20 protein-coding genes are annotated in these 22,821 nt (G+C 75.1%); 7 read left to right on the top strand and 13 right to left on the bottom strand.

Features of this window, described 5'->3' with window-relative positions; genetic code table 11:
• Positions 1 to 5: 5 nt before the first annotated feature.
• From IH00_RS0112615 to IH00_RS0112635, 5 genes are all read right to left on the bottom strand, one after another.
• On the bottom strand, positions 6 to 1,373 hold the full coding sequence (locus IH00_RS0112615; RefSeq protein WP_031072779.1) for a lysine N(6)-hydroxylase/L-ornithine N(5)-oxygenase family protein: 1,368 nt from the start codon (positions 1,371 to 1,373) through the stop codon (positions 6 to 8).
• On the bottom strand, positions 1,370 to 2,803 hold the full coding sequence (locus tag IH00_RS0112620) for a pyridoxal phosphate-dependent decarboxylase family protein (protein WP_031072780.1): 1,434 nt from the start codon (positions 2,801 to 2,803) through the stop codon (positions 1,370 to 1,372). Before IH00_RS0112620 ends, IH00_RS0112615 begins: the two co-directional genes overlap by 4 nt.
• Before the next feature lie 107 nt (positions 2,804 to 2,910).
• Positions 2,911 to 5,466: an aminopeptidase N gene (gene pepN, locus IH00_RS0112625; protein ID WP_078887707.1), complete on the bottom strand. Its 2,556-nt coding sequence runs from the start codon at positions 5,464 to 5,466 to the stop codon at positions 2,911 to 2,913.
• A gap of 200 nt (positions 5,467 to 5,666) precedes the next feature.
• Positions 5,667 to 6,002 (bottom strand): chorismate mutase, encoded by a 336-nt coding sequence (locus IH00_RS0112630; protein WP_031072784.1) that lies wholly within the window; start codon positions 6,000 to 6,002, stop codon positions 5,667 to 5,669.
• An 11-nt stretch (positions 6,003 to 6,013) separates the two neighbouring features.
• Positions 6,014 to 6,901, bottom strand: a complete 888-nt coding sequence (locus IH00_RS0112635; RefSeq protein ID WP_031072786.1) for a helix-turn-helix domain-containing protein — start codon at positions 6,899 to 6,901, stop codon at positions 6,014 to 6,016.
• Between the two features lie 130 nt (positions 6,902 to 7,031).
• Between IH00_RS0112635 and IH00_RS0112640 the strand changes: the two genes are divergently transcribed.
• Positions 7,032 to 8,939, top strand: coding sequence for a glycoside hydrolase family 35 protein (locus tag IH00_RS0112640; protein ID WP_078887708.1), 1,908 nt, complete (start codon positions 7,032 to 7,034; stop codon positions 8,937 to 8,939).
• Here IH00_RS0112640 and IH00_RS0112645 read toward each other — a convergent pair.
• Positions 8,936 to 9,712: a S1 family peptidase gene (locus tag IH00_RS0112645; RefSeq protein ID WP_031072790.1), complete on the bottom strand. Its 777-nt coding sequence runs from the start codon at positions 9,710 to 9,712 to the stop codon at positions 8,936 to 8,938. The two genes, IH00_RS0112640 and IH00_RS0112645, sit on opposite strands and share 4 nt — an antisense overlap.
• 272 nt (positions 9,713 to 9,984) lie before the next feature.
• Between IH00_RS0112645 and IH00_RS0112650 the strand changes: the two genes are divergently transcribed.
• On the top strand, positions 9,985 to 10,920 hold the full coding sequence (locus IH00_RS0112650) for a hypothetical protein (protein ID WP_031072792.1): 936 nt from the start codon (positions 9,985 to 9,987) through the stop codon (positions 10,918 to 10,920).
• A 96-nt stretch (positions 10,921 to 11,016) separates the two neighbouring features.
• Here the strand turns inward: IH00_RS0112650 and IH00_RS0112655 are convergent, their stop codons facing one another.
• Together IH00_RS0112655 and IH00_RS0112660 are read right to left on the bottom strand one after the other, a co-directional pair.
• Positions 11,017 to 11,409 carry a guanyl-specific ribonuclease gene (locus IH00_RS0112655; protein ID WP_031072794.1) on the bottom strand — a complete coding sequence of 131 codons (393 nt, stop codon included), beginning with the start codon at positions 11,407 to 11,409 and terminating at the stop codon, positions 11,017 to 11,019.
• Between the two features lie 84 nt (positions 11,410 to 11,493).
• Complete coding sequence (locus IH00_RS0112660; protein ID WP_063835365.1) at positions 11,494 to 12,597, bottom strand: ArsR/SmtB family transcription factor; 1,104 nt, start codon at positions 12,595 to 12,597, stop codon at positions 11,494 to 11,496.
• A gap of 133 nt (positions 12,598 to 12,730) precedes the next feature.
• Between IH00_RS0112660 and IH00_RS0112665 the strand changes: the two genes are divergently transcribed.
• Positions 12,731 to 14,017, top strand: coding sequence for an alpha/beta hydrolase family protein (locus tag IH00_RS0112665; protein ID WP_031072799.1), 1,287 nt, complete (start codon positions 12,731 to 12,733; stop codon positions 14,015 to 14,017).
• Between the two features lie 53 nt (positions 14,018 to 14,070).
• Here IH00_RS0112665 and IH00_RS0112670 read toward each other — a convergent pair whose 3' ends face one another.
• The 3 genes from IH00_RS0112670 to IH00_RS0112680 all read right to left on the bottom strand — a co-directional run bounded on the left by IH00_RS0112670 (position 14,071) and on the right by IH00_RS0112680 (position 17,055).
• The gene (locus IH00_RS0112670) at positions 14,071 to 15,213 is read right to left on the bottom strand and encodes a hypothetical protein (protein ID WP_158827793.1); all 1,143 of its coding nucleotides are present in this window, start codon (positions 15,211 to 15,213) and stop codon (positions 14,071 to 14,073) included.
• Positions 15,214 to 15,364: 151 nt separating this feature from the next.
• A complete protein-coding gene (locus IH00_RS0112675) occupies positions 15,365 to 16,285 on the bottom strand; it encodes an SDR family oxidoreductase (RefSeq protein WP_031072804.1) in 921 nt (306 codons plus the stop codon).
• A complete protein-coding gene (locus IH00_RS0112680) occupies positions 16,282 to 17,055 on the bottom strand; it encodes an SDR family oxidoreductase (protein WP_031072807.1) in 774 nt (257 codons plus the stop codon). Before IH00_RS0112680 ends, IH00_RS0112675 begins: the two co-directional genes overlap by 4 nt.
• Positions 17,056 to 17,109: 54 nt before the next feature.
• On the opposite strand from IH00_RS0112680, the gene IH00_RS0112685 reads away from it, so the two are divergent.
• The 4 genes from IH00_RS0112685 to IH00_RS0112700 all read left to right on the top strand — a co-directional run bounded on the left by IH00_RS0112685 (position 17,110) and on the right by IH00_RS0112700 (position 20,682).
• Positions 17,110 to 17,868 carry an enoyl-CoA hydratase family protein gene (locus IH00_RS0112685; RefSeq protein ID WP_031072809.1) on the top strand — a complete coding sequence of 253 codons (759 nt, stop codon included), beginning with the start codon at positions 17,110 to 17,112 and terminating at the stop codon, positions 17,866 to 17,868.
• 200 nt (positions 17,869 to 18,068) lie between these two features.
• Positions 18,069 to 18,902, top strand: a complete 834-nt coding sequence (locus IH00_RS0112690; RefSeq protein WP_031072810.1) for a CoA transferase subunit A — start codon at positions 18,069 to 18,071, stop codon at positions 18,900 to 18,902.
• On the top strand, positions 18,899 to 19,618 hold the full coding sequence (locus IH00_RS0112695) for a CoA-transferase subunit beta (RefSeq protein ID WP_031072812.1): 720 nt from the start codon (positions 18,899 to 18,901) through the stop codon (positions 19,616 to 19,618). Before IH00_RS0112690 ends, IH00_RS0112695 begins: the two co-directional genes overlap by 4 nt.
• Positions 19,619 to 19,620: 2 nt before the next feature.
• Positions 19,621 to 20,682 carry an NAD(P)H-dependent flavin oxidoreductase gene (locus tag IH00_RS0112700; protein ID WP_031072814.1) on the top strand — a complete coding sequence of 354 codons (1,062 nt, stop codon included), beginning with the start codon at positions 19,621 to 19,623 and terminating at the stop codon, positions 20,680 to 20,682.
• Between the two features lie 378 nt (positions 20,683 to 21,060).
• Here IH00_RS0112700 and IH00_RS0112705 read toward each other — a convergent pair whose 3' ends face one another.
• Together IH00_RS0112705 and IH00_RS0112710 are read right to left on the bottom strand one after the other, a co-directional pair.
• Entirely contained in the window at positions 21,061 to 22,572 is a 1,512-nt protein-coding gene (locus IH00_RS0112705; protein ID WP_031072815.1) for a DEAD/DEAH box helicase, read from the bottom strand.
• A 95-nt stretch (positions 22,573 to 22,667) separates the two neighbouring features.
• Positions 22,668 to 22,820 carry a cold-shock protein gene (locus IH00_RS0112710; protein WP_199819743.1) on the bottom strand — a complete coding sequence of 51 codons (153 nt, stop codon included), beginning with the start codon at positions 22,818 to 22,820 and terminating at the stop codon, positions 22,668 to 22,670.
• Position 22,821 lies beyond the last annotated feature (1 nt).

Genomic DNA, 22,821 nt, shown 5'->3' on the forward strand with positions numbered 1-22,821 from the left:
ACCCTCTAGCGTCGCTGCTCCGGCAGGAGCCCGAACCTGGTGAACGCCGTGCGGCGGGGCAGCGGGTAGGGCTCCTTGCCGGTGAGGGAGTTGAGGATGGTGGCGGCGCGCCAGGCCGCGAGGCCGAGGTCGGGTGTGCCGACGCCGTGGGTGTGCGTCTCGGCGTTCTGCACGTGGACGGCGCCGGTGACGGACGGGTCGAGGACGAGCCGGTACTGGTCGTCGATGCGCGGCCGGCCTGCGGCGTCGCGGCGCAGGTAGGGGTCGAGGCCGGCGAGGATGCCGTCCAGGGGGCGCTCGCGGTAGCCGGTGGCGAGGACGACGGCGTCGGTGACGATGCGGTCGCGGGTGCCCTGCTGGACGTGCTCGACGTGCAGTTCGACCTTGGTGGTGGCGAGGCGGCCGGCGGTGCGGACGTGGACGCCGGGGGTGAGGACGGCGTCGGGCCAGCCGCCGTCGAGGCTGCGGCGGTAGAGCTCGTCGTGGATGGCGGCGATGGTGTCGGCGTCGATGCCCTTGTGGAGCTGCCACTGGCGGGGGACGAGCTCGTTGCGGACGTGCTCGGGCAGGGCGTGGAAGTAGCGGGTGTAGTCCGGGGTGAAGTGTTCCAGGCCGAGCTTGGAGTACTCCATGGGGGCGAAGGCTTCGGTGCGGGCGAGCCAGTGGATGCGTTCGGCGCCGGCGGGGCGGGCGCGCAGGAGGTCGAGGAAGACCTCGGCGCCGGACTGGCCGGAGCCGATGACGGTGACGTGGTCGGCGGCGGCGAGCCGGTTGCGGTGGTGCAGGTAGTCGGAGGAGTGGAAGACGGGGACGGTGGGGGCGGCGGCGAGGGGCCGGAGGGGTTCGGGGATGTACGGCTCGGTGCCGACGCCGAGGACGAGGTGGCGGGCGTGGGTGCGGCCGAGGGCTTCGGCTTCGCCGCCCGCGTCGAGCTGGGTGTAGTCGACCTCGAAGACATCGCGTTCGTTGTTCCAGCGGACGGCGTCGACCTGGTGGCCGAAGTGCAGTCCGGGCAGGTGGTCGCTGACCCAGCGGCAGTAGGCGTCGTACTCGGCGCGCTGGATGTGGAACTTCTCGGCGAAGTAGAAGGGGAAGAGGCGCTCGCGGCCGCGCAGGTAGTTGAGGAACGACCAGGGGCTGGTGGGGTCGGCGAGCGTGACGAGGTCGGCGAGGAAGGGCACTTGGAGGGTGGTGCCCTCGATGAGGAGCCCGGGGTGCCAGCGGAAGGTGGGGCGCTGCTCGTAGAAGGCGGTGGCGAGGCCGCCGGGGACGCCGTGGGCCAGGGCGGCGAGGGAGAGGTTGAACGGGCCGATGCCGACGCCCACCAGGTCGTGGGGCTGGTCGAGGTTGCTCTGGGGTCCGGGTGCGGTCATCGGGTGGTGCTGCCTTCCACGAGGTTGAGGATCTGTGCCAGGTCGTCGGGGGTGGTGTGGGGGTTGAGCAGGGTGGCCTTCAGCCAGAGGCGTCCGTCGGTGCCGCGGGCGCGGCCGAGGACGGCGCGGCCTTCGGTGAGGAGGGTGCGGCGGATCGCGGCGACGCCGGTGTCGTCGGCGCGGGCCGGGCGGAAGAGCACGGTGGAGAGGGCGGGGCGTTCGTGGAGTTCCAGGCCGGGGCGCTTCTCGACGAGGTCGGCGAGGTGCTGGGCGAGGTCGCAGACCCGGTCGACGAGTGCGCCCATTCCGGTGCGGCCCAGGGCCCGCAGGGTGACGGCGATCTTGAAGATGTCGGGGCGGCGGCTGGTGCGCAGGGAGCGGCCGAGGAGGTCGGGCAGGCCGGCTTCGGTGTCGTCGTCGGCGTTGAGGTAGTCGGCGGTGTGGCCGAGGGGGCGCAGGAGGGCGCGGTCGGGTACGGCGAGGAGTCCGGCGGCGAGCGGTTGCCAGCCGAGCTTGTGCAGGTCGAGGGTGACGGTGCGGGCGCGGTCGAGGCCGGTGAGGAGGTGGCGGCGGGTCTCGCTGAACAGCAGCGGGCCGCCGTACGCGGCGTCGACGTGGAGTTCGGCGCCGTGGGCGTCGCACAGGTCGGCGATCTCGGTGAGCGGGTCGATGCGTCCGGTGTCGGTGGTGCCGGCGGTGGCGGTGACGAGGAGGGGGCCGCGCAGGCCGGAGAGGACGGCGTCGAGGGCGGTGAGGTCGAGGGTGCCGTCGGGGGCGGGGACGGTGACGGGTTCGGGCAGGCCGAGGAGCCAGGCGGCGCGGTGGACGGAGTGGTGGGTGCCGGCGCCGCACACCGTCTGGACGGTGGCGCCGAGGCGGCCGTGGCGTTCGCGGGCGAGGAGCAGGGCGAGCTGGTTGGCCTCGGTGCCGCCGGTGGTGACCAGGGCGTCGGGGTCGGGGCCGGTGGGGTGCACCTCGGTGGCCAGGGCGCGGGTGACGGCCTCCTCGAGCGCGGCGGCGGCGGGGGCCTGGTCCCATGAGTCGAGGGACGGGTTGAGCGCGGCGGCGGCGAGGTCGGCGGCGGCGGCCAGGGCGAGCGGCGGGGTGTGCAGGTGGGCGGCGCAGTGGGGGTGTGCGGGGTCGGCGGCGCCGTGGGCGAGGAGGCGGGTGAGGGTGCGGAGGGCTTCGTGTTCCCCGGTGCCGGTGTGCGGGATCGCGCCGGCGTCCGGGGGCGTGGTGCCGTGTCCGGTGGGTGCGGGCGGGGCGGCGAGGGTCCGGCGGACGTGGGCGGTGACGGTCGCGGGGCCGCCGGGGGGCAGGGGGCCGACGCGGGCGGCGGCGCCCTCGTGCAGGGCGTCGAGCACGGTGTCGACGAGGGGGCGCAGCGCGTCGGGGCCTGCGGGACCTCCGGCGAGGGACGGGGTGCTCATGGGCCCAGCGTGGACCGGGCCCGCGCCGGGTGGTTCCGGTGAGGGGCGATCACAACCCGAAAGGAGGACGGCCGCGGCGAGAGGTACGCCGCGGCCGTCCGGGCCTGCTATGCGTCCTGCGGCTGTGCCAGTGGTGCGGCCTGCGCCGGTGTGTGCGGCGGTGACGCGGTCCGTGCCTGTGCCGCGGTCCGGACGCGCAGCGCGCGGCGGAGGTCGTCGAGCTGGTCGACGATCTTGCGGCGCAGCGCCGGGATGAGGTCGTCGGAGGCCAGGTGCTGTTCGCCCAGGCTGAGGGATTCGGCGTCGACGGCGTGGGCGGGGAAGGCGTGGCGTCCGGCGGCTTCGGCGATGGCGGGTCCGCGGCGCCGGGCGAGGGCGGCCGCGTCGGGGTAGAAGCGCGGCACGTACTGCCGTACGAGGTCGGCCTGCTCGGGCTGCCAGAAGCCCTGTGCGGTGGCGGTGAACAGGTAGTTGGACAGGGAGTCGTCGGTGAACATGCGCTCCCAGGCGGCGGCCTTGGCCTCCGCCGCCGGCAGGGCGGCGCGGCAGCGGGCGGCGCCTTCCTGGCCGGTGGCGCTGGGGTCGCGGTCGAGTTCGGCGGCGATGGCGGCCTCGTCGGTGGCGCCGAGGACGGCGAGGCGGCCGAGGATCCGCCAGCGCAGCTCGGGGTCGAGGTCGGGTCCGCCCGGTACGGCGCCTTCGGCGAGCCAGCCCTGGAGGGTGCCGGGCCGTCCGGCGGCGTCGATGCAGTGGCGTACGGCGGTGAGGCGCAGGCCGGGGTCCTTGCCGTCCTCGGTACGGCGGATGAGGTCGCGGGTGAGGTCGGTGAGCAGGGCGAGCGCGTCGGGCCGGTCCTCGGGGGCGAGGTAGCGGTCGGTGATGTGGGTGGACGCGAAGCCGAGGACGCCCTGGACGATCGCGAGGTCCTTCTCGTGCGGCAGGTGCGCGCGGGCGGCGGTCAGGTAGGCGGCGGGGGCCAGTTCGCCGTCGCGGACCATGTCGCGGGCGGCGTTCCAGACGACGGCGCGGGTGATCGGGTCGGGGATGCCGGAGAGGGACCGTACGGCGGTGTCCCACGAGGCGGCGTCCAGGCGGACCTTGGCGTAGGTGTGGTCGCCGTCGTTGAGGACGATCAGGGCGGGACGGGGCCCGGGGACGGCGGCGGGTGCGGTCTGCGGCACGTCGACCTCGATGCGGTCGCGGAGCACGAGCCGGGCGTCGTCGGCGAGGTCGTGGTCGTAGAGCCCGACGGCGATGCGGTGGGGGCGGCTGCCGGTGCGGTGCACGTCGAGGGTGCCCGCGGCGGGGTCGTACGCGGGGGTGAGGGTGTCGATGCCGGTGGTGCGCAGCCAGGTCTCGGCCCAGCCGTGGACGTCGCGGTCGGTGGCGGAGGCGAGGTTGTCGATGAAGTCGGCGAGGGTGGCGTTGCCGAACTTGTGCCGGGCGAAGTGGGCGTTGATGCCGGCGAGGAACTCCTTCTCGCCCAGCCAGGCCACGAGCTGGCGGAGGGCGGAGGCGCCCTTCGCGTACGAGATGCCGTCGAAGTTGAGCATCGCGGAGGCGGTGTCGGGGACGGCCTCGGGGTCGGGCGCGACGGGGTGGGTGGAGGGCCGCTGGTCGGCGTCGTACCCCCAGGGCTTGCGGACGACACCGAAGTCGACCCAGGTGTCGGGGAAGCGGCTGGTGGCCTCGTTGACGGTCTGGTAGCCCATGTACTCGGCGAAGGACTCGTTGAGCCAGATGTCGTCCCACCACTTGAGGGTGACGAGGTCGCCGAACCACATGTGGGCCATCTCGTGGGCGATGACCATGGCGCGGGTCTGCCGCTCGGTGACGGTGACGGCGGAGCGATAGACGAACTCGTCGCGGAAGGTGACCAGGCCGGGGTTCTCCATGGCGCCCGCGTTGAACTCGGGCACGAAGGCCTGGTCGTACGAGTCGAAGGGGTACGGCTCCTCGAACTTCTCGTGGTAGCGGTCGAAGCACCGGCGGGTGACGTCGAGGATCTCGTCGGCGTCGGCGTCCAGGTGGGGCGCGAGGGAGCGGCGGCAGTGGATGCCGAAGGGCAGGCCGGCGTGCTCGGTGCGGATGGAGTGCCAGGGGCCGGCGGCGACCGCGACGAGGTAGGTGGAGATGCGGGGCGTGGGGGCGGCCTGCCAGCGGCCGTCGGCGCCGCGGGTGGTGATGCCGTTGGCGAGGACGGTCCAGGCGTCCGGTGCCGTGACGGTCAGCTCGAAGACGGCCTTCAGGTCGGGCTGGTCGAAGGCGGCGAAGACCTGCTGGACGTCCTCCATGAACAGCTGGGTGTAGGTGTACGTCTCGCCGTCGCTGGGATCGGTGAACCGGTGCATGCCCTCGCCGGTGCGCGAGTAGCGCATCGCGGCGTCGACGCGCAGCTCGTGGGCGCCCTCGGTGAGGGTGAGGGGGAAGCGGTTGCCGGCGAGCGCTTCGGGGTCGAGGGGCTGCCCGTCGAGCGTCACGGAGCGGAGGGTGGCGGGCCTGAGCTCGACGAAGGTGTCCCCGGCCGTGCGGGCGGTGAAGCGGATGAGACTGGTGGAGTCGAAGGTCTCGTCACCGGTGGTCAGGTCGAGGTCGACGGTGTACCGCTGGACGTCGAGGAGCTGGGCTCGGGTCTGCGCTTCGTCGCGCGTCAGTACGGGCATGGCCCCATGCTGCCCGATGCCCGAACGCCGGACACGCCAGTTCTTCTCACGGCTGAGCGCACGGGGGCGGCGGCGGTACGCGGGGGCCCGGGCGGGCGCGGGCCCCGGCCGGGCGCGGGCGCTCCGTACGCCCGGCTCCGGCGGGAGCGCGGCGGAGGTGCGCGGGAGCGCGGCGCGGCCGTCCCCGGGGGCGGCGGGACTCAGGCTTCCCGCGGGCGGCGGGGGGCGTCCGCGATCTGTTCGTGGTGCCTGATCACTTCGGCGATGATGAAGTTCAGCAGCTTCTCGGCGAACGTCGGGTCGAGCTTCGCGCTCTCCGCGAGCCGGCGCAGCCGGGCGATCTGGCGGGCCTCGCGGGCCGGGTCGGCCGGGGGCAGGTGGTGCCGGGCCTTGAGGTGGCCCACGCGCTGGGTGCACTTGAAACGCTCGGCCAGCATGTGGACGACCGCGGCGTCGATGTTGTCGATGCTTTCGCGCAGCTCGTTCAGTTCCGCCTGGACGGCATCGTCGACGCCGTCGATCTCGCTGGTGCTCATGAGGGGCGAGCTTAGACGGGTCCGGTGCCGATCGTCGGTGGGTGTTCGGGATCTGGGACCCGGGTGCTCCACCCGCCGGGCACCGTACGTCCCTGCTGCTCGCGGAAGCGGACCGGGGCGGTGCCCACGCGGCGGGTGAACAGCCGCGAGAAGTACGCCGGGTCGTCGTAGCCGACGCGGCGCGCCACCGCGGCGACGGGCAGCTCGGTGCCGGTGAGGAGCTCCTTGGCGCGCCCGAGGCGGACGGAGAGGAGGTAGTCCTTGGGGCTGCACCCGGCGCCGCGGCGTACCGCCGTGCGCAGCTCGGCGGGGGTCATGCCGTGCCGGGCGGCGTGCTCGGCGACCGACAGGGGCCGGCAGGCGTCGCGGGCGAGTGCCTCGAGGACGGGGTCGCCGTCGGCGTCGGTGCCGACGCGGGCGCGGCGCAGGGCGACGAGGAGTTCGTGGACGGCGGCGGACGTCTCCACCTCGAGGAGCGGGTTGCCGGGCCGGGCCGCCCGGGCGATGCGGCCGATGACGGAGCGGGCGGGGCCGGCGTCGGCGAGCGGGACGAGGGGGCGGTCGGGCTCGATGTAGCCGAGTTCGGTGTACGTGGCGGTGACGGGGCCGGTGAAGTCGACGAAGCCCTCGTCCCAGCCGGTGACCGGGTGGGGTGCGTAGTGGTGCGGGACGCCGGGGGTGAGCCAGAGCAGTGCGGGCGCGGTGACGGTCAGGCGCCGCCCGTCGGGGCAGCGGTACCAGCCGCCGCCCGCGTTGATCACGACGGCGACGTGGTGGTCGAGGGTGCGGGGGCCGACCGCGGGCAGGGTGCCGTGCTGGAGGCCGACGCCGAGGCAGACCAGGCCCAGGCGGTGGTGCTGGGGGCCGGGCGTGAAGAAGCGCATCCAGGTGTGGTACATCCCTCGGCCTCCCCGCCCCCGTGCCCGCCTCGTCCTTGCGTCCACACAGCGCTGATCCTCGTCCATGGACCGGTCCGCCGCCAGAGGGCGAGAGTGGGTCGCGGAACGTGACCGGAAGAGGGGTGGCGCTGTGGCCGGTTTCACGGTGGGTGACGAGGATTTCCTGCTGGACGGGCGGCCCGTGCGGCTGCTGTCGGGTGCGCTGCACTACTTCCGGGTGCACGAGGAGCAGTGGGGTCACCGGCTGGCGATGCTCCGCGCGATGGGCCTGAACTGCGTGGAGACGTACGTCCCGTGGAACCTGCACGAGCCGGAGCCCGGCCGGTACCGGGACGTGGGGGCCCTGGGCCGCTTTTTGGACGCGGTGCGGGAGGCCGGTCTGTGGGCGATCGTGCGGCCGGGCCCGTACATCTGTGCCGAGTGGGAGAACGGGGGGCTGCCGCACTGGCTGACGGGCCGGCTGGGGCGGCGGGTGCGGACGGAGGACGCCGAGTACCTGGTGCATGTGACGCGCTGGTTCCGGACGCTGCTGCCCCAGGTGGTGGCGCGGCAGATCGGCCGCGGCGGCCCGGTGATCATGGTGCAGGCGGAGAACGAGTACGGCAGTTGGGGATCGGACCGGGGCTACCTGCGGTACGTCGCGGATCTGATGCAGGCGTGCGGGGTGACCGTGCCGCTGTTCACGTCGGACGGGCCCGAGGACCACATGCTCACCGGCGGGTCGGTCCCGGGTGTCCTCGCCACGGTGAACTTCGGGTCAAGGGCGTGTGAGGCGTTCGGGGTGCTGCGGCGCCACCGGCCGCGGGGGCCGCTGATGTGCATGGAGTTCTGGTGCGGCTGGTTCGACCACTGGGGCGACGGGCATGCCGTGCGGGACGCGGAGGACGCGGCGGCGGTACTGCGGGAGATCCTGGAGTGCGGGGCGTCGGTCAACGTGTACATGGCGCACGGCGGGTCGAACTTCGGCGGCTGGGCGGGGGCGAACCGGTCGGGTCCGCTGCACGACGGTCCGCTGGAGCCGACGGTGACGTCGTACGACTACGACGCGCCGGTCGACGAGGCGGGGCTGCCGACGGCGAAGTTCTGGGCGTTCCGGTCGGTGCTGGAGGAGTACGCGGCGGGTCCGCTGCCGGACGTGCCGCCGCCGCCCGCGCGGCTGGCCGCGCCGGTGCGGGCCACGGTGGTGGAGTGGGCGCCCCTGGACCGCGTACTGGAGACGCTGGGCGACGAGGAGCGGGAGGGTCCGGTGCCCCCGGACTTCGAGGAGCTCGGTGTGGACCGCGGGCTGGTGCGCTACCGGCTGCGGCTACCGGGGCCGCGGCGGGCGTATCCGCTGTCGGTGGCGGGGCTCCGCGACCGGGCGGTGGTGTACGTGGACGGGGTGCGCGCGGGTGTGCTGGATGCGGAGGAGGCGGTGCTCCCGGAGCCGGTGGCGGGGCCGGCGACGGTGGAGCTGTGGGTGGAGTCGCTGGGCCGGGTGAACTACGGACCGCGGCTCGGGGAGAGCAAAGGCATCACGGGCGGGGTGCGGCACGAGCGCCAGTACGTGCACGGGGTGCTGGCGCGGGGGCTGCGGCTCGACGCGTTCACGGCGGAGGCGGTGGCGAAGGTGCCGTTCACGCCGGTTGCGGGCGGTGGCGGGGCGGGGGGTCCGGGAGGGCCGGTGGAGCCGCCCGGTCCGGGAGGTGGGCCGGGTCTGTACCGGGCGGTCGCGGAGGTGTCCGGGCCCGGGGACGCGGCGCTGGAACTGCCGGGGTGGACCCGGGGCTTCGTGTGGGTGAACGGCTTCTGCCCGGGACGGTACTGGAACGCGGGCCCGCAGGAGTCGCTGTTCGTGCCGGGCCCCGTGCTGCGGGAGGGCGCGAACGAGGTGTGGGTGCTGGAGGTGGAGGGCGCCGCGGGGGGCTCCGTGCGGCTGGCGCAGCGGTGCGCGCAGGAGGGGCCGCTCCTGGTGGAGCGGCCCCTCCCCCGGTCGGCCGGAGCCTGTCGTCCGGATCCTGCCGGGCTCACGCGGCCCGATCCGGCGGACGAGCCCTAGAGCGTGGCGGCCGCGGACCTGATGGCGGCGGCGAAGGTGGACACCTCGGTGTAGACGCCCGGGTAGCCGGGCCGTGCGCAGCCCTCACCCCAGCTGACGATGCCTACCTGGATCCACGCCCCGGTGTTGTCCTTGCGGAACATGGGGCCTCCGGAGTCGCCCTGGCAGGTGTCGACACCGCCCTGGGCGTAGCCGGCGCAGATCTCCTCGCCCGGCACGAGGTCGTTGCCGTACGACTGCTGGCAACTGGCGTCGGAGACGAACGGAACCTGCGCCTTGAGCAGGTAGCGCTGCTGGCTGCCGCCCTCGCGGGCCGCACCCCAGCCGGCGACGGTGAACGTGCCGCTGTTGTACGCCGCGGTGGTGGCGATCGGCAGCGTGGGCAGGTTGATCGGCCGGGCGAGCTTGATCAGCGCCCAGTCCTTGCCCTTGCCGTTGTAGCCGGGGGCCTGGAGGACCTTGGTGGACTTGACCTTGATGGCGCTGGTGCTCTGCAGGTCCACGACACCGGCGGTGGCGGTGATGCTCGTGTTGTTCCCGGAGCCGCTGACGCAGTGGGCGGCGGTCAGGACGATCTGCTGGGTGTAGAGCGCGCCGCCGCAGCCCATGGAGAGCCGGACCATCCACGGGAACTCGCCCTGGGCGGCGCGGGTGCCGCCGACGACGGGCTGGGGTGCGGCCTGGGCGGAGGAGAGGGGCTGGAGGCTGATCGCGGCGAGTATGACGGCGCCTGCCGCCGCACATCTCTTGAAGGTGCGAAGAAGCTTGTTCAAGTGTCTGCCTTTCGTGGGGGGTTGAGCCGTGCGCACGAGACGGGTCCGGTGCCACCCGGCAGTTCGGTGACATGGGCTCGTCAAGGCTTGGCTCCGATTGTCCGGAGGTGATCTCGGGCGCCACAAGAGCGTCTTTTCGGCCACCCAGCCCCTCGCCCGCCTCCCGCCCGCCCCTCCCCCGTCCGCCGCGCGTGCCGCCTCAGGGGCCGCCCGTAGGGGCCGCCGTACAGTTGAAGCAGGTCGGGTCGGCGTCGTGCTTGGGGGTACGGGACGTGGCGAACGGCAGTGTGGGCGGCGAGGTCGTGCACGGCTACCCGCACCTCGCCACCGTGCGGGAGGCGATCACGGCGGTGTACCGGCGGCTGAGCGCCGAGGGCCTGTACGCGTACGGCACGAGCGTCGCCCCCGCGGACGTGGCCTTCGCGGACGTCGACGACCTGCACCTGGGGGCGCAGCGGGTGGCGCGCGCGCTGGTGCAGCAGCTGCGGCTGCCGGAGGCGCGGATGATCGTGAGCTTCCGGGAGATGGAGCACGCGGCGAGCGTCGAACTGGCGGCCGGGCCGGAGTACTTCATCGAGCTGAACGACCGCTTCCGTACCCACCGGCGGGACATCGGGGCCGCGCTGGCCCACGAGATCACGCACGTGCTGCTGCACCGGCTGGACCTGAGCTTCCCGGGGACGCGGGACAACGAGATCCTCACGGACACGGCGACGACCTATCTGGGCGCCGGGTGGCTGCTGCTGGACGCCTACCGGGAGGACGGCGTGTCGAGCCAGAAGCTGGGCTACCTCACGCCGGAGGAGTTCGGGTACGTCCTCGCCAAGCGCGCGCTGGCGTTCGGCGAGGACCCGTCGCCGTGGTTCACCAGCCCGCAGGCGTACACCGCGTACACCCGGGGCCGGGACGAGGCGCTGCGCGACGGCCGCCGGCCCCCGCTGACGGCCGCGGGCCGGGCGGGCCGCCACCGGTACGCCAGGGACCGGCGTGCCGCGCAGGACCGCCCGCATGTCCGGCCCGCCGCGTCCGCGGCGTCCGCCGCCTCCGAGGTGCCGTACGCCTTCGAGGGCGGCGGCGGGCCCGGCGGGCCCGGGCTGCGCGTCTCCTTCCCGTGTCCCACCTGCCATCAGCGCATCCGCGTCCCGGTCCGGGGCCGGGTGCGCGCCCGGTGCGGGCTGTGCCGGACGGTGCTGGAGTGCGACACCTGAGACGGCGCGGCCGTCCGGCGGCCGTGGTCGCCGGCGGCCCCGGCCGCGCCGGCAGCCGTGGCCGTCAACAGCGCTGGTCGTGAGCGGCCGTGGCCGTCAGCAGCCGTGGTCGACCAGGTCGAAGGAGGCGTAATGGTCGGCCGTGTAGTAGTCCTCCTCCGGTGCGCCCGTGACGACGCGGCGCGCGCCGCGGTCGGGGGAGCCGGGGGTGACGACGGTGTACTCGCGGTAGTAGCCGGGGTCGTGGCGCGGCAGGATCCCCTCGCGGTTCTCGAAGACGTCGCCGTCCTCGGGGTGGGGGTAGGGGCCGCCGGAGTCGATCAGGTCGAGGGTGTCGTGGGCCTGCGCGGGCAGGGCGGTCAGGCAGATGTGGCCGACGTCCTGCCGGTCGGGCCGTACGGGTGCGCTCGCGGCGGCCGGGCCCGCGAGCAGTGCGGGCAGCAGGGCGGTGGCGGCGGCGAGCATGCTGATACGTGGGGGGATGCGCATGGGCTCATCCTGGCGGTCAACGCCCGTGCTCCGGCGCCATGTTGACGCGATCCGCACGTTTCGGGGAGGTGGTGAAGGCGGCCTTCACCGGCCGCCGCGGGTTCCGCCGCGGGTTCCGCCGCGGATGCCGCCGCCCCGGACGCGACCGCCCCGGACGCCGCTGTCCGCGGGCGGCACGACCTCCGCGGCCGGCAGGGTCTCCCGGACCGGCACGCCGTCGCGCGTCAGCAGGCCGCCCAGGGCGGTGCGTTCGTGCAGGACGGACTTGCCGGCGCGGACGGTGGTGATCAGGCCCGCGGCGCGCAGGGCGGCGGTGTGGGCGGAGACGGTGGCGTCGCTGACCCGCAGCCGCCGGGCGAGCCCGCCGGTGGTGTGCTGCTCCGCGAGCAGCAGCAGGATGTCCAGGCGGGTCCGGCCGAGCACCCCGGCCAGCGCTTCGTGCGGGCCGCCGGGGCCGTACGGCGTGGGCGGCAGGCCCGTACCGGCGGGGTAGGTCACACCGAGGGGGCCGCCGGGCAGGTCGGCGAGGAGCGGGTGGCCGGTCCAGTGGAAGGTCGGCAGCAGGAGGAGGCCGCGGCCGTTCAGTTCGATGTCCCGCTCCCCCGGCGCGTCCTGCCCCGCCGCCTCCCACTCCCACACCCCGCCGCGCAGCCGGCTGCCGGGGACGAGCCCGGTGAGCGCGGCGCCGACGCCGTGCTCGGCCACGGCCACGGCGTGGCGCGTGAACTCCGCCCGGTGCAGGTCCCGCACGACGTCCCACACCGGCCCCAGGACCGTGCCGAAGGCCGCGCTCTGCGCCGCGCGCAACCGCTGCCAGGCGTCGGCGTCGCCCCGGTGCAGGCCCCGGATCCACGGCGGGACGGGCGCGGTGTGATGGGCGTACGCCCGCTCCAGCTCGGAGCGTACGAAGGCGGGCCGGGCCGCCCGTACGCCGTCCAGCGCGTCCTCCAGGCCGTCGCCGAACACATCGAGGAAGCGCGGCGCCACGGCCGCGGGTACCAGGTCGGCCAGCGGTGCGGCGGCGGGCGGCAGGGAGCGGAGCAGTCGCTGCCGCCAGCGGCCGATGAGCAGGTCGCCGCCGGGGCGGAACAGCCGCAGGAAGGCCGTGTTCAGCTCCTGCAGGGGGGCGGGGCGGGCGGGGAACCGCACGCGTGCGAAGTCGTCGGCCGTGAAGTGGATCCGGATCACCTGCTGCGCTCCCCCGGCGGCTGTGCGCCATCTTTTCGGGCAGGGCCTCAATGATCGCCCCTGCTCCGCGTCGCCCGTCAGCATGCACGCACACGACACCGGCGCACGACGTACGACGCACGAGGAGAACATCATGTCCGGAGGCACCATGGACCGGCGGACCGTGACCAGGTCGGCCGCCGTACTGGCCGCCGCGCTGCTGAGCGGCGGGGCCGGCGGTACCGCGCAGGCGCGGCCGGGGGCGCAGCACGCGGCACGGGCCCGGGCCCGGACGCACGCCGGGGAGGACGTCGTCCTGACGCTGCCGGCGCCGACCGGCCGCCACCGGGTCGGGGTGACCACCCTGTACCTGGTCGACCACGACCGGCGCGACCCGTGGAACCCGGAGGTTCCCGTACGGGAGGTCATGGCCACCGTCCTCTACCCGGCCCGTACCGTCCGGGGCTACCCGCGGGCGCCGCAGATGACGCGGAAGGCCGCGGAGTCCTTCGCGGGGTTCGTCCCCGTCTACCAGCACCCGGAGCTGCCGGATGCGGGGGTGGACTGGGCGGCCACCCTGACCCATGCGCACGCGGGCGCCCCCGCGCAGCCCGTGCGGCGTCCGGTGGTGCTGTACAGCCCCGGCGGCGGCCATGCCCGCACCCTCGGCACCGTGGTCGCCGAGGAACTGGCGAGCCACGGGTACGTGGTGGTGACCATCGATCACCCCGGGGACGCCAGCGAGGTCGAGTTCCCCGGCACGACGGCGTACCGGGACGACCCCCTGCGCACCACCGTCTTCGTCGGTGATCCGCGGACGGACCCCTCGCTCTTCCGCACCGCGATCGCTACCCGGGTCGCGGATGTCCGGTTCGTCCTGGACCGGCTGGCGGTCCTGGCGGCCGGGGGCAACCCGGATGCCGCCGGGCGTCCCCTGCCGGAGCATCTCGGCAGGGCGCTGGACCTGCGCCGGGTGGGCGTCTACGGCCACTCGGCGGGCGGCACCACCGCCGCCCAGGCGCTGTACGAGGACCGCCGCATCGCCGCGGCGATCAACCTCGAGGGCTACCTGGACCATCCGGCCCAGGTGCCCGGCGGGACGGGAGAGCTGTTCCCGGTCGCGCGGGACGGGGTGGACCGGCCGCTTCTGCTGGTGCGGACGGACGGTTTCCGCCACGGGCAGGCGCTGGAGCCCTCGTGGTCGGCCGTGGCCGCCCGCTCGGGGGGCCTCGTCCGGCGCTGCCGCGTCGACCACGCCGACCACGCGGTGTTCACCGACTACGCCGCTCTGGTACCGCAGTTGCAGGCCGCCGGGCTGATGACCTCCGAGGACCGGGTCAGGCTGGTCGGCGCACTCGACCCGGCCGTGTCGGTGCCCCTGGTGCGGGACCGGGTGCGCGCGTTCCTCGCCCGGCACCTGGCGGGCCCGGGACACCGCTAGGCCCGGTCGGGCCGGGGGTCCGCGCCCGGTTCCGGAGCCGCCGCCGGGTCAGGTCAGGGTCGCGGACCTGGGCCGGGGCCCGGGTCACGGGACCGGCCGCGGGCCTGGTCGGGGGCCGGGGCGGCGGCGGGGCGGGGCTGCGGCCAGAGGAAGCCGAAGCCGGTGCCCCGCACCGAGAGGCGGCGCACGGCACCGCACGGGGCGTCAGGACCGTACGCCCCGCCCCTCGGCGGTACGGCACGCAGGCTCAGGCCCCGGCGCCGCAGGCCGCGCAGGAAGAACGGCAGGCCCGCGGCCCACATCAGCGCCGCCGTCACGAGGCCGCCCAGCAGGAAGGTGCCGAAGCCCGAGACGTGGAGGGTGGGCCGCAGTGCCGTGCTGAACCAGGAGACCAGCCACAGCATCAGCGCGCTGCCGGCGACGGAGCCCACGGCGAGGAAGGGCAGCACCCGGAGCACGATCTGCCGCAGGGCGGGCCACCCCAGGTCGTGCGAGACCGTGAACCCGGTGCCGAGAAGGGAGAACAGGACGGCGAGCGCCGCCATGGCGAGAAGGGTCCGCCACCACGCGTCGGTGTCCGGCCGGATGCCGTCGAGCGCCACCGTCAGGAGCCACAGCACCCCGAAGGACACGGCCAGGCGGCCGAGCCGGCCCGCCGCGCCCTGCGCCCTGCCCTCCGCCGTGAGCGGGCCGCGCAGTGCGGTGAGGGCCATGCCGAGCAACAGGTCGGCCAGGGCGACGACCACGAGGGGCCGGGCGCCGGAGATGTGCAGGGGGAGGTCCAGCAGTCCGCACACGGCCTCCGCCAGCCACCACAGGAGGGGTGCCGCCACCAGAACGCCGCCCACCATGGCGGCGGTGACCGTGCAGCCCACGGCCGCTTCGTGGCGGCGTACGGCGCCCACGCGCCCCAGCCGGGGCAGTCCGTGCTTCAGCGCCAGGACCGGCAGGTGGGCCAGCCTCGCCAGCGCGAGGACGATCAGCACGACCGCCGCCTGCCGGGCGGCCGGGCCGTCCAGTTCCACCCCGCGGGTGACCTGTGCGGCGCCCCATGTGGAGGCGCTGCCCGCGACCAGCCCCCACGCCGCTTTCCCCGCCCGTTCCCGCATCAGCATCCGCGCCCCCTCGTACCTCGTACGGGATGTGCTCGTACGGGCCCCCGCGTACGGGCTGCCCCACCCATGCGCTTCCCCCATGCTGATGGCCCCGCCCGGCCCTGTGAAGACGCCGTGCGAAGACGCGCCGCGGGGAGGCCTCGTGACGGCGCATCGCGACGGCGCACCGTGAGGACGCGGCGTGACGACGCACCGCGGGGCGCATCGAGACGGCGCACCGTGACGACGCCCGCTACGTCGTGCCGTACACCGGGAGCGGTGCCTGCGCCGCGGCCAGGAGGGAGCGGGCGGCCTGTCCGGCGGCGGCGGGGGTCCAGCGGCCGGGCCGGTCGGTGGTGGGGCCGCGGCGCCAGCCGTCCATGACGGTGATGCGGCCCGCCTCCGCCTCGAAGACGCGTCCGGTGACCCCCTCGCAGGCCGGGGAGCCGAGCCAGACGACGAGCGGCGAGACGTTCCCGGGGGCCATGGCGTCGAAGCCGCCGTCGCGCGGGGCGGCCATGGTGGCGGCGAAGGTGCGCTCGGTCATGCGGGTACGGGCGGCGGGGGCGACGGCGTTGACCTGGACGCCGTAGCGGGCGAGTTCGGCGGCCGCGACGAGGGTGAGGGCGAGGATGCCCGCCTTGGCGGCCGCGTAGTTGGCCTGTCCGACGCTGCCGAGGAGACCGGCTCCGGAACCGGTGTTGACCACGCGGGCCCGGGGTTCGCGGCCCGCCTTCGTCTCGGAGCGCCAGTGCGCGGCGGCGTGCTTGAGGGGCAGGAAGTGGCCCGTGAGGTGGACGCGTACGACGGCGTCCCAGTCGTCCTCGTCCAGGTTGACGAGCATGCGGTCGCGCAGGAAGCCCGCGTTGTTCACGAGGGTGTCGAGCCCGCCGAAGACGTCCAGCGCGGTGGCGACGAGCGAGGCGGCGCCGTCCGTGGTGGCGATGTCGCCGCCGTGTGCGACGGCTTCGCCGCCCGCGGCACGGATCTCCGCGGCCACCCGCCGGGCGGGGCTGTCGGCGGCCGGGGTGCCGTCGAGTCCGACGCCCAGGTCGTTGACGACCACGCGGGCGCCCTCGGCGGCGAAGGCGAGGGCGTGGGCGCGTCCGAGACCGCGGCCGGCGCCGGTGACGGCGACGACGCGGCCCGCGCAGAGTCCGGCCGTGGGGTTCATGTCGGGTCTCCTTGGGGGCGGGCGGTCGCGGCGTCCAGGAACGCGGGGCGTTCACCGCCGCCGTGGACGAGGAGCGAGGCGCCGGTGATGTACGCGGCGCGGTCGGAGGCGAGGAAGACCGCCGCGTCGCCGGCGTCGGACGGCTCGGCGAGCCGCCCCAGGGGGACGGTGCGGGCGACGGCGGCGACGCCCTCCTCGTCGCCGTAGTGCAGACGGGCGAGTTCGGTGCGGACCATGCCGAGGAGCAGGGTGTTGACCCGTACGCCGGGCGCCCACTCGACGGCCATCGAGCGGGCCAGGTGGTCCAGGCCGGCCTTGGCCGCGCCGTACGCCGCCGAGCCGGGCGACGGGCGGGTCCCGCTCACGCTGCCGACCATCACGATCGAGCCCCGGGCGGCGCGCAGGTGCTCGTACGCGGCGAGGGAGGCGGTCAGCGGCGCGAGGAGGTTCAGCTCCACGACCCGCCGGTGCTGCTCGGCGCTCCCGCCGGCGAGCGTCCGGTACGGCGTGCCGCCCGCGTTGTTGACCAGGACGTCGAGGCGGCCGTGCGTGGCCGCCACGTCCGCGAAGAAGTCCCGTACGGCGGCCGGTTCGCGCAGGTCGAGGGGGCGGAACTCGGCCCGCCGGCCGGCCGCCCGCACCGGCCGCGGCGGTGGCCGCCGGGCGCAGACCACCACCTGGGCGCCCGCCGCCAGGCAGGCCCGCGCGATGCCGGCGCCGACGCCGCGCGTGCCGCCGGTGACGACCGCGACCCTCCCGTCCAGCTCCATCCGCTGCTACCTTCCGCCTAACAAACGTTTGGTGGAAAGGTAGCTGATCGGCTCATGGGTGTCTCCACCACGAACCCCGGCGAAGGGGTAGCGGTCGTCGAGGTCGACGTCCCGCCCGTCAACGCCCTTCCCGTACGCGGCTGGTACGGGCTCGCCGACGCCGTGCGCACCGCCGGGCGCGACCCGGACACGCGCTGCGTGGTCCTCGCGGCGTCCGGCCGGGGCTTCAACGCGGGCGTCGACCTCAAGGAGTTGCAGCGGGACGACACCGGACGCACCGCGCTGCTCGGCGTCAACCGCGCCTGCGCGGAGGCGTTCGCGGCGGTGTACGAGTGCGAGGTGCCGGTGGTGGCGGCGGTGCACGGCTTCTGCCTCGGCGGCGGCATCGGGCTGGTCGGCAACGCCGACGCGGTCGTGGCCTCCGACGACGCCGTGTTCGGGCTGCCCGAGCTCGACCGGGGCGCGCTGGGCGCGGCCACCCATCTGGCCCGCCTGGTCCCCCAGCACCTGATGCGGGCCCTGTACTTCACCTCGCGGACCGCCACCGCCGCCGAGCTGCACGCCCACGGATCGGTCTGGCGGGTCGTGCCGCGCGAGGGGCTGCGGGAGGCGGCACTGGAGCTGGCGCGGGAGATCGCACGCAAGGACGGGTACCTGCTGCGGCTCGCCAAGGCCGCGATCAACGGGGTCGACCCGGTCGACGTGCGCCGCAGCTACCGCTTCGAGCAGGGCTTCACCTTCGAGGCGGCCCTGAGCGGGGTCGCCGACCGCGTTCGCGGCACCTTCGGGGCCGCCGGGACGGGAGAGGACTAGCCGGCCGTGACGGACAGGGCGACGAACCACCGGACCACGACGGACGGACCATGGCGGACGGAGCCACGAGGGGCAGGGGCATGACCGAGAGGACCGGGACCGACCGGGGCGCGAGCGACCGGGGCAGGACGGACCCCGGCGGGACCGACCCGGGCGGGAGGGACCGAGGCGCGAGCGACCGGGGCGGGACGGACAAGGTCATGACGGCGGACGAGGTCGTGGCGCGACTGCGCAGCGGCATGACCATCGGCATCGGCGGCTGGGGCTCCCGCCGCAAACCCATGACCCTCGTGAGAGCACTGCTCCGATCGGAGATCACCGATCTCACCGTGATCTCGTGCGGCGGTCCGGACGTCGGCCTCCTCGCCGCCGCCGGCCGGATCCGCCGGCTCGTCGCCGCCTTCGTCACCCTCGACTCCCTCCCCCTGGAGCCGCACTTCCGGGCGGCCCGCGAGCGCGGCGCCCTCGCCCTCACCGAGCTCGACGAGGCGATGTTCCTGTGGGGCCTGCACGCCGCCGCGAACCGCCTGCCCTTCCTCCCCGCCCGCGCCGGCCTCGGCTCGGACGTCATGCGGGCCGTCCCCGGCCTGCGCACGGTCCGCTCCCCGTACGACGACGGCGAGGAGTTCGTCGCCGTCCCGGCCCTGCGCATGGACGCCGCCCTCGTCCACGTCAACCGCGCCGACCGGCTCGGCAACGGCCAGTACCTCGGCCCCGACCCGTACTTCGACGACCTGTTCTGCCGCGCCGCCGACACCGCGTACGTCTCCTGCGAGCAGTGCGTCGCGACCGCCGCGCTCACCGAGGACGCGGCACCGCAGACCCTGCTGATCCAGCGGCAGTACGTCACCGGCGTCGTCGAGGCGCCGAACGGCGCGCACTTCACCTCCTGCGCGCCCGACTACGCGCGCGACGAGGCGTTCCAGCGGCTGTACGCGACCACGCCCTGGCCCGCGTTCGCCGGCCGGTTCCTGGCGGGCGGCGAGGGCGCCTACCGGGCGGCCGTCCGGGCCTGGCACGAGGAGGAGAAGTGACCGTGTCCCGCGCCGAGTACTGCGTCATCGCCTGCGCCGACGCCTGGCGCGGCGACGGCGAGGTACTCGCCAGCCCCATGGGGCTGATCCCGTCCCTGGGCGCCCGTCTCGCCCGCCTCACCTTCTCCCCCGACCTGCTGCTCACCGACGGCGAGGCGCTGCTCGTCCGGCCCGACGGCACGGTCGAGGGCTGGTTGCCGTACCGCGACCACCTCGCGCTCGTCGCCGGCGGGCGGCGGCACGTGATGATGGGCGCGAGCCAGCTCGACCGGTACGGAAACCAGAACATCTCGTGCATCGGTGACCGGTCCCGGCCCGCCCGCCAGCTCCTCGGCGTGCGCGGCGCACCGGTCAACACCCTGAACCACCCGACGAGTTACTGGGTCCCGCGCCACTCCCCGCGCGTCTTCGTGGAGCGCGTCGACATGGTCTGCGGTGTCGGGTACGACCGTGTCCCGCCGGGCTCCGCGCCCTTCCACCGCATCCCGCGCGTGGTCACCGACCTCGCCGTGCTGGACTTCGCCACGCCCGACCGCTCTATGCGGCTGGCCTCGCTCCATCCGGGCGTCACGGTCGAGCGGGTGCGGGCGGCGACCGGTTTCCCGCTCGCCGGCGGCGACGACGTCCCGCACACCCGCGAGCCGACCGCCGAGGAGCTGCGGATCGTCCGGGAGGTCCTCGACCCGGACGGCGCGCGCGAGCGTGAGGTGCGGTGACCGTGCGGACGGCACTGACGGAGCTGACCGGCGTGACGTACCCCATCGTCCAGACCGGCATGGGGTGGGTCGCCGGGCCCCGCCTGGTCACCGCCACCGCCCGGGCCGGCGCCCTCGGGATCCTCGCCTCGGCGACCATGACGGCCGAGGGGCTGCGCGCGGCGGTGCGGGAGGTGAAGTCCCGCACGGACGCGCCGTTCGGGGTGAACCTGCGGGCGGACGCGGCCGACGCCCGCGAGCGGGTCCGGATCGTCGTCGACGAGGGCGTCCGGGTGGCGTCGTTCGCCCTCGCGCCGTCGCGGGACCTGATCGCCGAGCTGAAGGACGCGGGTGTGGTCGTGATCCCGTCCGTGGGCGCCCGCCGCCATGCCGAGAAGGTGGCGGCCTGGGGTGCGGACGCGGTGCTCGTGCAGGGCTCCGAGGGCGGCGGTCACACGGGCGGTGTGGCCACCTCCGTCCTGCTCCCGCAGGTCGTGGACGCCGTCGGCATCCCGGTGGTGGCGGCGGGCGGCTTCCACGACGGGCGGGGGCTGGTCGCGGCGCTGGCCTACGGCGCGGCGGGCATCGCCATGGGTACCCGCTTCCTGCTCACGTCGGACTCGCCCGTGCCCGGTCCGGTGAAGGCCGCCTATCTGGCGGCGACGGTCGACGACATCACGGTGACGCGGGCCGTCGACGGGCTGCCGCACCGCATGCTCCGCACCGATTTCGTCGCCTCGCTGGAACGGGCGGGCCGAGTGCGGGCCCTCGCGGCGGCGGTGCGGCGGGCGGCCCGCTTCCGTGGCCTGTCGGGCCTGTCGTGGCCGCGGATGGTGCGCGACGGGCTGGCGCTGAAACGGGGCAAGGACCTGGCCTGGAGCCAGGTCCTGCTCGCCGCGAACACCCCCGTGCTGCTGCGGGCCGCGATGGTCGAGGGCCGCACCGACCTGGGCGTCATGGCCTCGGGTCAGGTGGCGGGGCTGATCGACGACCTGCCGAGCTGCGAGGAGCTCGTGCGGCGCGTCATGTCCGAGGCGCGGCAGGTGCTGGGCTCCCTGCCGGAGCCCGGCGGGGGCGGGCCGTGACGTGACCGCCGCGGCGGCGACGCCCCGACGCCCCCTGCCCAGAGCCCCGCACGCCTCCCGCTGGCGAACGCCACACCCGGCGGACGCCACACCCGGTGCACGTCACACCCGGCGGACGCCACACCCGGTGCACGTCACACCCGGTGGACGCCACGCCTGGTGCACGTCACACCCGGCGGGGGCCGCGCCCTGGCGAACGCCCCAGCGGGTGGCGCCTCGGGCAGCGCGGCCCCGTAGCACCAACGCCGAGCGCCGGCCCGCGTGGCACGAGCCCCCGAGCGCCGCCCGCCGAGCAACGGTCCCCGGGCACCGACTCCCGTGGCACGAGCCCCCGAGCGCCGCCCGCTCCGGTGCCGCCCACCCGGGAGCGGTCCTCCGTCAGGCGGCCGTGCGGCGTCCCCCGCGGGCCGAGCCGCCGGACCCGCCGGCGCGGTGGCGCCTGGGGCTCGCCTGCGTGCTCGCGCCCGCACTGGTGCCCTGGCCGCTGCGGCGGGGCCGGCGCCGGCGGGCGGGCTTGTCGCCCCCTTGCGCGGACCTGGCCGCCGGGGCCGGCTGCGGCACCTCGATGGTGACCGGGACCCCGGACGGCTCGCGGGCGCCGGTCAGCCGGGCCAGTTCCTCGTCGGACGACTTCACCCGGGCGGCGCTCGGCGTGATGCCCGCGTGGGACATCAACCGGGTCATGTCGCGCTTTTGCTCGGGCAGGACGAGCGTGACGACACTGCCGGACTCGCCCGCGCGGGCGGTGCGGCCGCCGCGGTGCAGGTAGTCCTTGTGGTCGGTGGGCGGGTCGACGTTCACGACGAGGTCGAGGTCGTCGACGTGGATGCCGCGGGCCGCGACGTTGGTCGCGACGAGCGCGGTGACCCGGCCGTCCTTGAACTGCTCCAGGGTGCGGTTGCGCTGAGGCTGCGAGCGGCCGCCGTGCAGGCCCGCCGCGCGCACGCCGCTGGCGAGGAGCCGCTTGACCAGCCGGTCCACGGAGCGCTTGGTGTCCAGGAAGAGGATCACCCGGCCGTCGCGGGCCGCGATGCGCACGGTCACGGCCTTCTTGTCGGTCTCGTCGGCGACGTACAGGACGTGGTGCTCCATCGTGGAGACCGCGCCGGCGGAGGGGTCGACCGAGTGCACGACCGGGTCGGTGAGGAACATCCGCACCAGCCGGTCGATGTTCTTGTCGAGCGTCGCGGAGAACAGCATGCGCTGCCCGTCCGGCTCGACCTGCTTCAGCAGCGCGGTGACCTGCGGCAGGAAGCCCATGTCGGCCATCTGGTCGGCTTCGTCCAGGACGGTGACGGCGACCTGGTCGAGGCGGCAGTCGCCCCGTTCGATGAGGTCCTTCAGACGGCCGGGCGTGGCCACGAGGATCTCGGCGCCGCGCCGCAGCGCGCCCGCCTGCCGGCTGATCGACATGCCGCCGACGACGGTGGCGATGCGCAGCTGCACGGAGGTCGCGTACGGGGTGAGCGCGTCGGTCACCTGCTGGGCGAGCTCGCGCGTGGGCACGAGGACCATCCCGAGCGGGGCCTTGCTCTCGGCGCGGCGGCCCGCCGTGCGGGCGAGCAGCGCCAGCCCGAAGGCGAGGGTCTTGCCCGAGCCGGTGCGCCCGCGGCCGAGGATGTCGCGGCCGGCGAGGGAGTTCGGCAGGGTGGCGGCCTGGATCGGGAACGGCTCGGTGACGCCCTGCGCGGTGAGCGTCTTCAGGAGCGCGGCCGGCATGTCGAGGTCGTCGAAGCCCGCGACCGGGGGCAGCGCGGGGGTGAGGGTCTTCGGCGGTGCGAACTCCCGCGGCGGGGGCGGGGACGCCGGTGCCGTGCTCTTCGCGCCGCGGCGCGACGTCGCCGCGCGGGCGGGGCGGTTGCGGGTGGTCGTGCGGTCGGGTCGGGTCATGCAGCAGCCTTTCTGGGCCTGAGGACAGCGCAAGCCGGGACCCGCACCTGCGACTGCATGGTGCGGGTCCCGGCTGCGTGAGTCGCGTCCGGCGATCAGGCGGGGAGGATGTTCTCCGCCTGCGGGCCCTTCTGGCCCTGCGTGACGTCGAAGGTCACCTTCTGGCCTTCCTGGAGCTCACGGAAGCCCGAGGTGGCGATGTTCGAGTAGTGGGCGAAGACGTCGGCACCGCCGCCGTCCTGCTCGATG

The sequence above is a fragment of the Streptomyces sp. NRRL S-118 genome (assembly GCF_000716335.1).
Lineage (GTDB): Bacteria > Actinomycetota > Actinomycetes > Streptomycetales > Streptomycetaceae > Streptomyces.

What these genes read in the sequence shown, in the direction of transcription:
- IH00_RS0112620 (WP_031072780.1), bottom strand. Translation starts at nt 2,803, where the DNA reads ATGAGCACCCCGTCCCTCGCCGGAGGTCCCGCAGGCCCCGACGCGCTG.
- IH00_RS0112635 (WP_031072786.1), bottom strand. Translation starts at nt 6,901, where the DNA reads ATGTACCACACCTGGATGCGCTTCTTCACGCCCGGCCCCCAGCACCAC.
- IH00_RS0112690 (WP_031072810.1), top strand. Translation starts at nt 18,069, where the DNA reads ATGACGGCGGACGAGGTCGTGGCGCGACTGCGCAGCGGCATGACCATC.
- IH00_RS0112705 (WP_031072815.1), bottom strand. Translation starts at nt 22,572, where the DNA reads ATGACCCGACCCGACCGCACGACCACCCGCAACCGCCCCGCCCGCGCG.
- IH00_RS0112615 (WP_031072779.1), bottom strand. Translation starts at nt 1,373, where the DNA reads ATGACCGCACCCGGACCCCAGAGCAACCTCGACCAGCCCCACGACCTG.
- IH00_RS0112665 (WP_031072799.1), top strand. Translation starts at nt 12,731, where the DNA reads ATGTCCGGAGGCACCATGGACCGGCGGACCGTGACCAGGTCGGCCGCC.
- IH00_RS0112675 (WP_031072804.1), bottom strand. Translation starts at nt 16,285, where the DNA reads ATGAACCCCACGGCCGGACTCTGCGCGGGCCGCGTCGTCGCCGTCACC.
- IH00_RS0112670 (WP_158827793.1), bottom strand. Translation starts at nt 15,213, where the DNA reads ATGGGGGAAGCGCATGGGTGGGGCAGCCCGTACGCGGGGGCCCGTACG.
- pepN (WP_078887707.1), bottom strand. Translation starts at nt 5,466, where the DNA reads ATGCCCGTACTGACGCGCGACGAAGCGCAGACCCGAGCCCAGCTCCTC.
- IH00_RS0112655 (WP_031072794.1), bottom strand. Translation starts at nt 11,409, where the DNA reads ATGCGCATCCCCCCACGTATCAGCATGCTCGCCGCCGCCACCGCCCTG.
- IH00_RS0112685 (WP_031072809.1), top strand. Translation starts at nt 17,110, where the DNA reads ATGGGTGTCTCCACCACGAACCCCGGCGAAGGGGTAGCGGTCGTCGAG.
- IH00_RS0112680 (WP_031072807.1), bottom strand. Translation starts at nt 17,055, where the DNA reads ATGGAGCTGGACGGGAGGGTCGCGGTCGTCACCGGCGGCACGCGCGGC.
- IH00_RS0112630 (WP_031072784.1), bottom strand. Translation starts at nt 6,002, where the DNA reads ATGAGCACCAGCGAGATCGACGGCGTCGACGATGCCGTCCAGGCGGAA.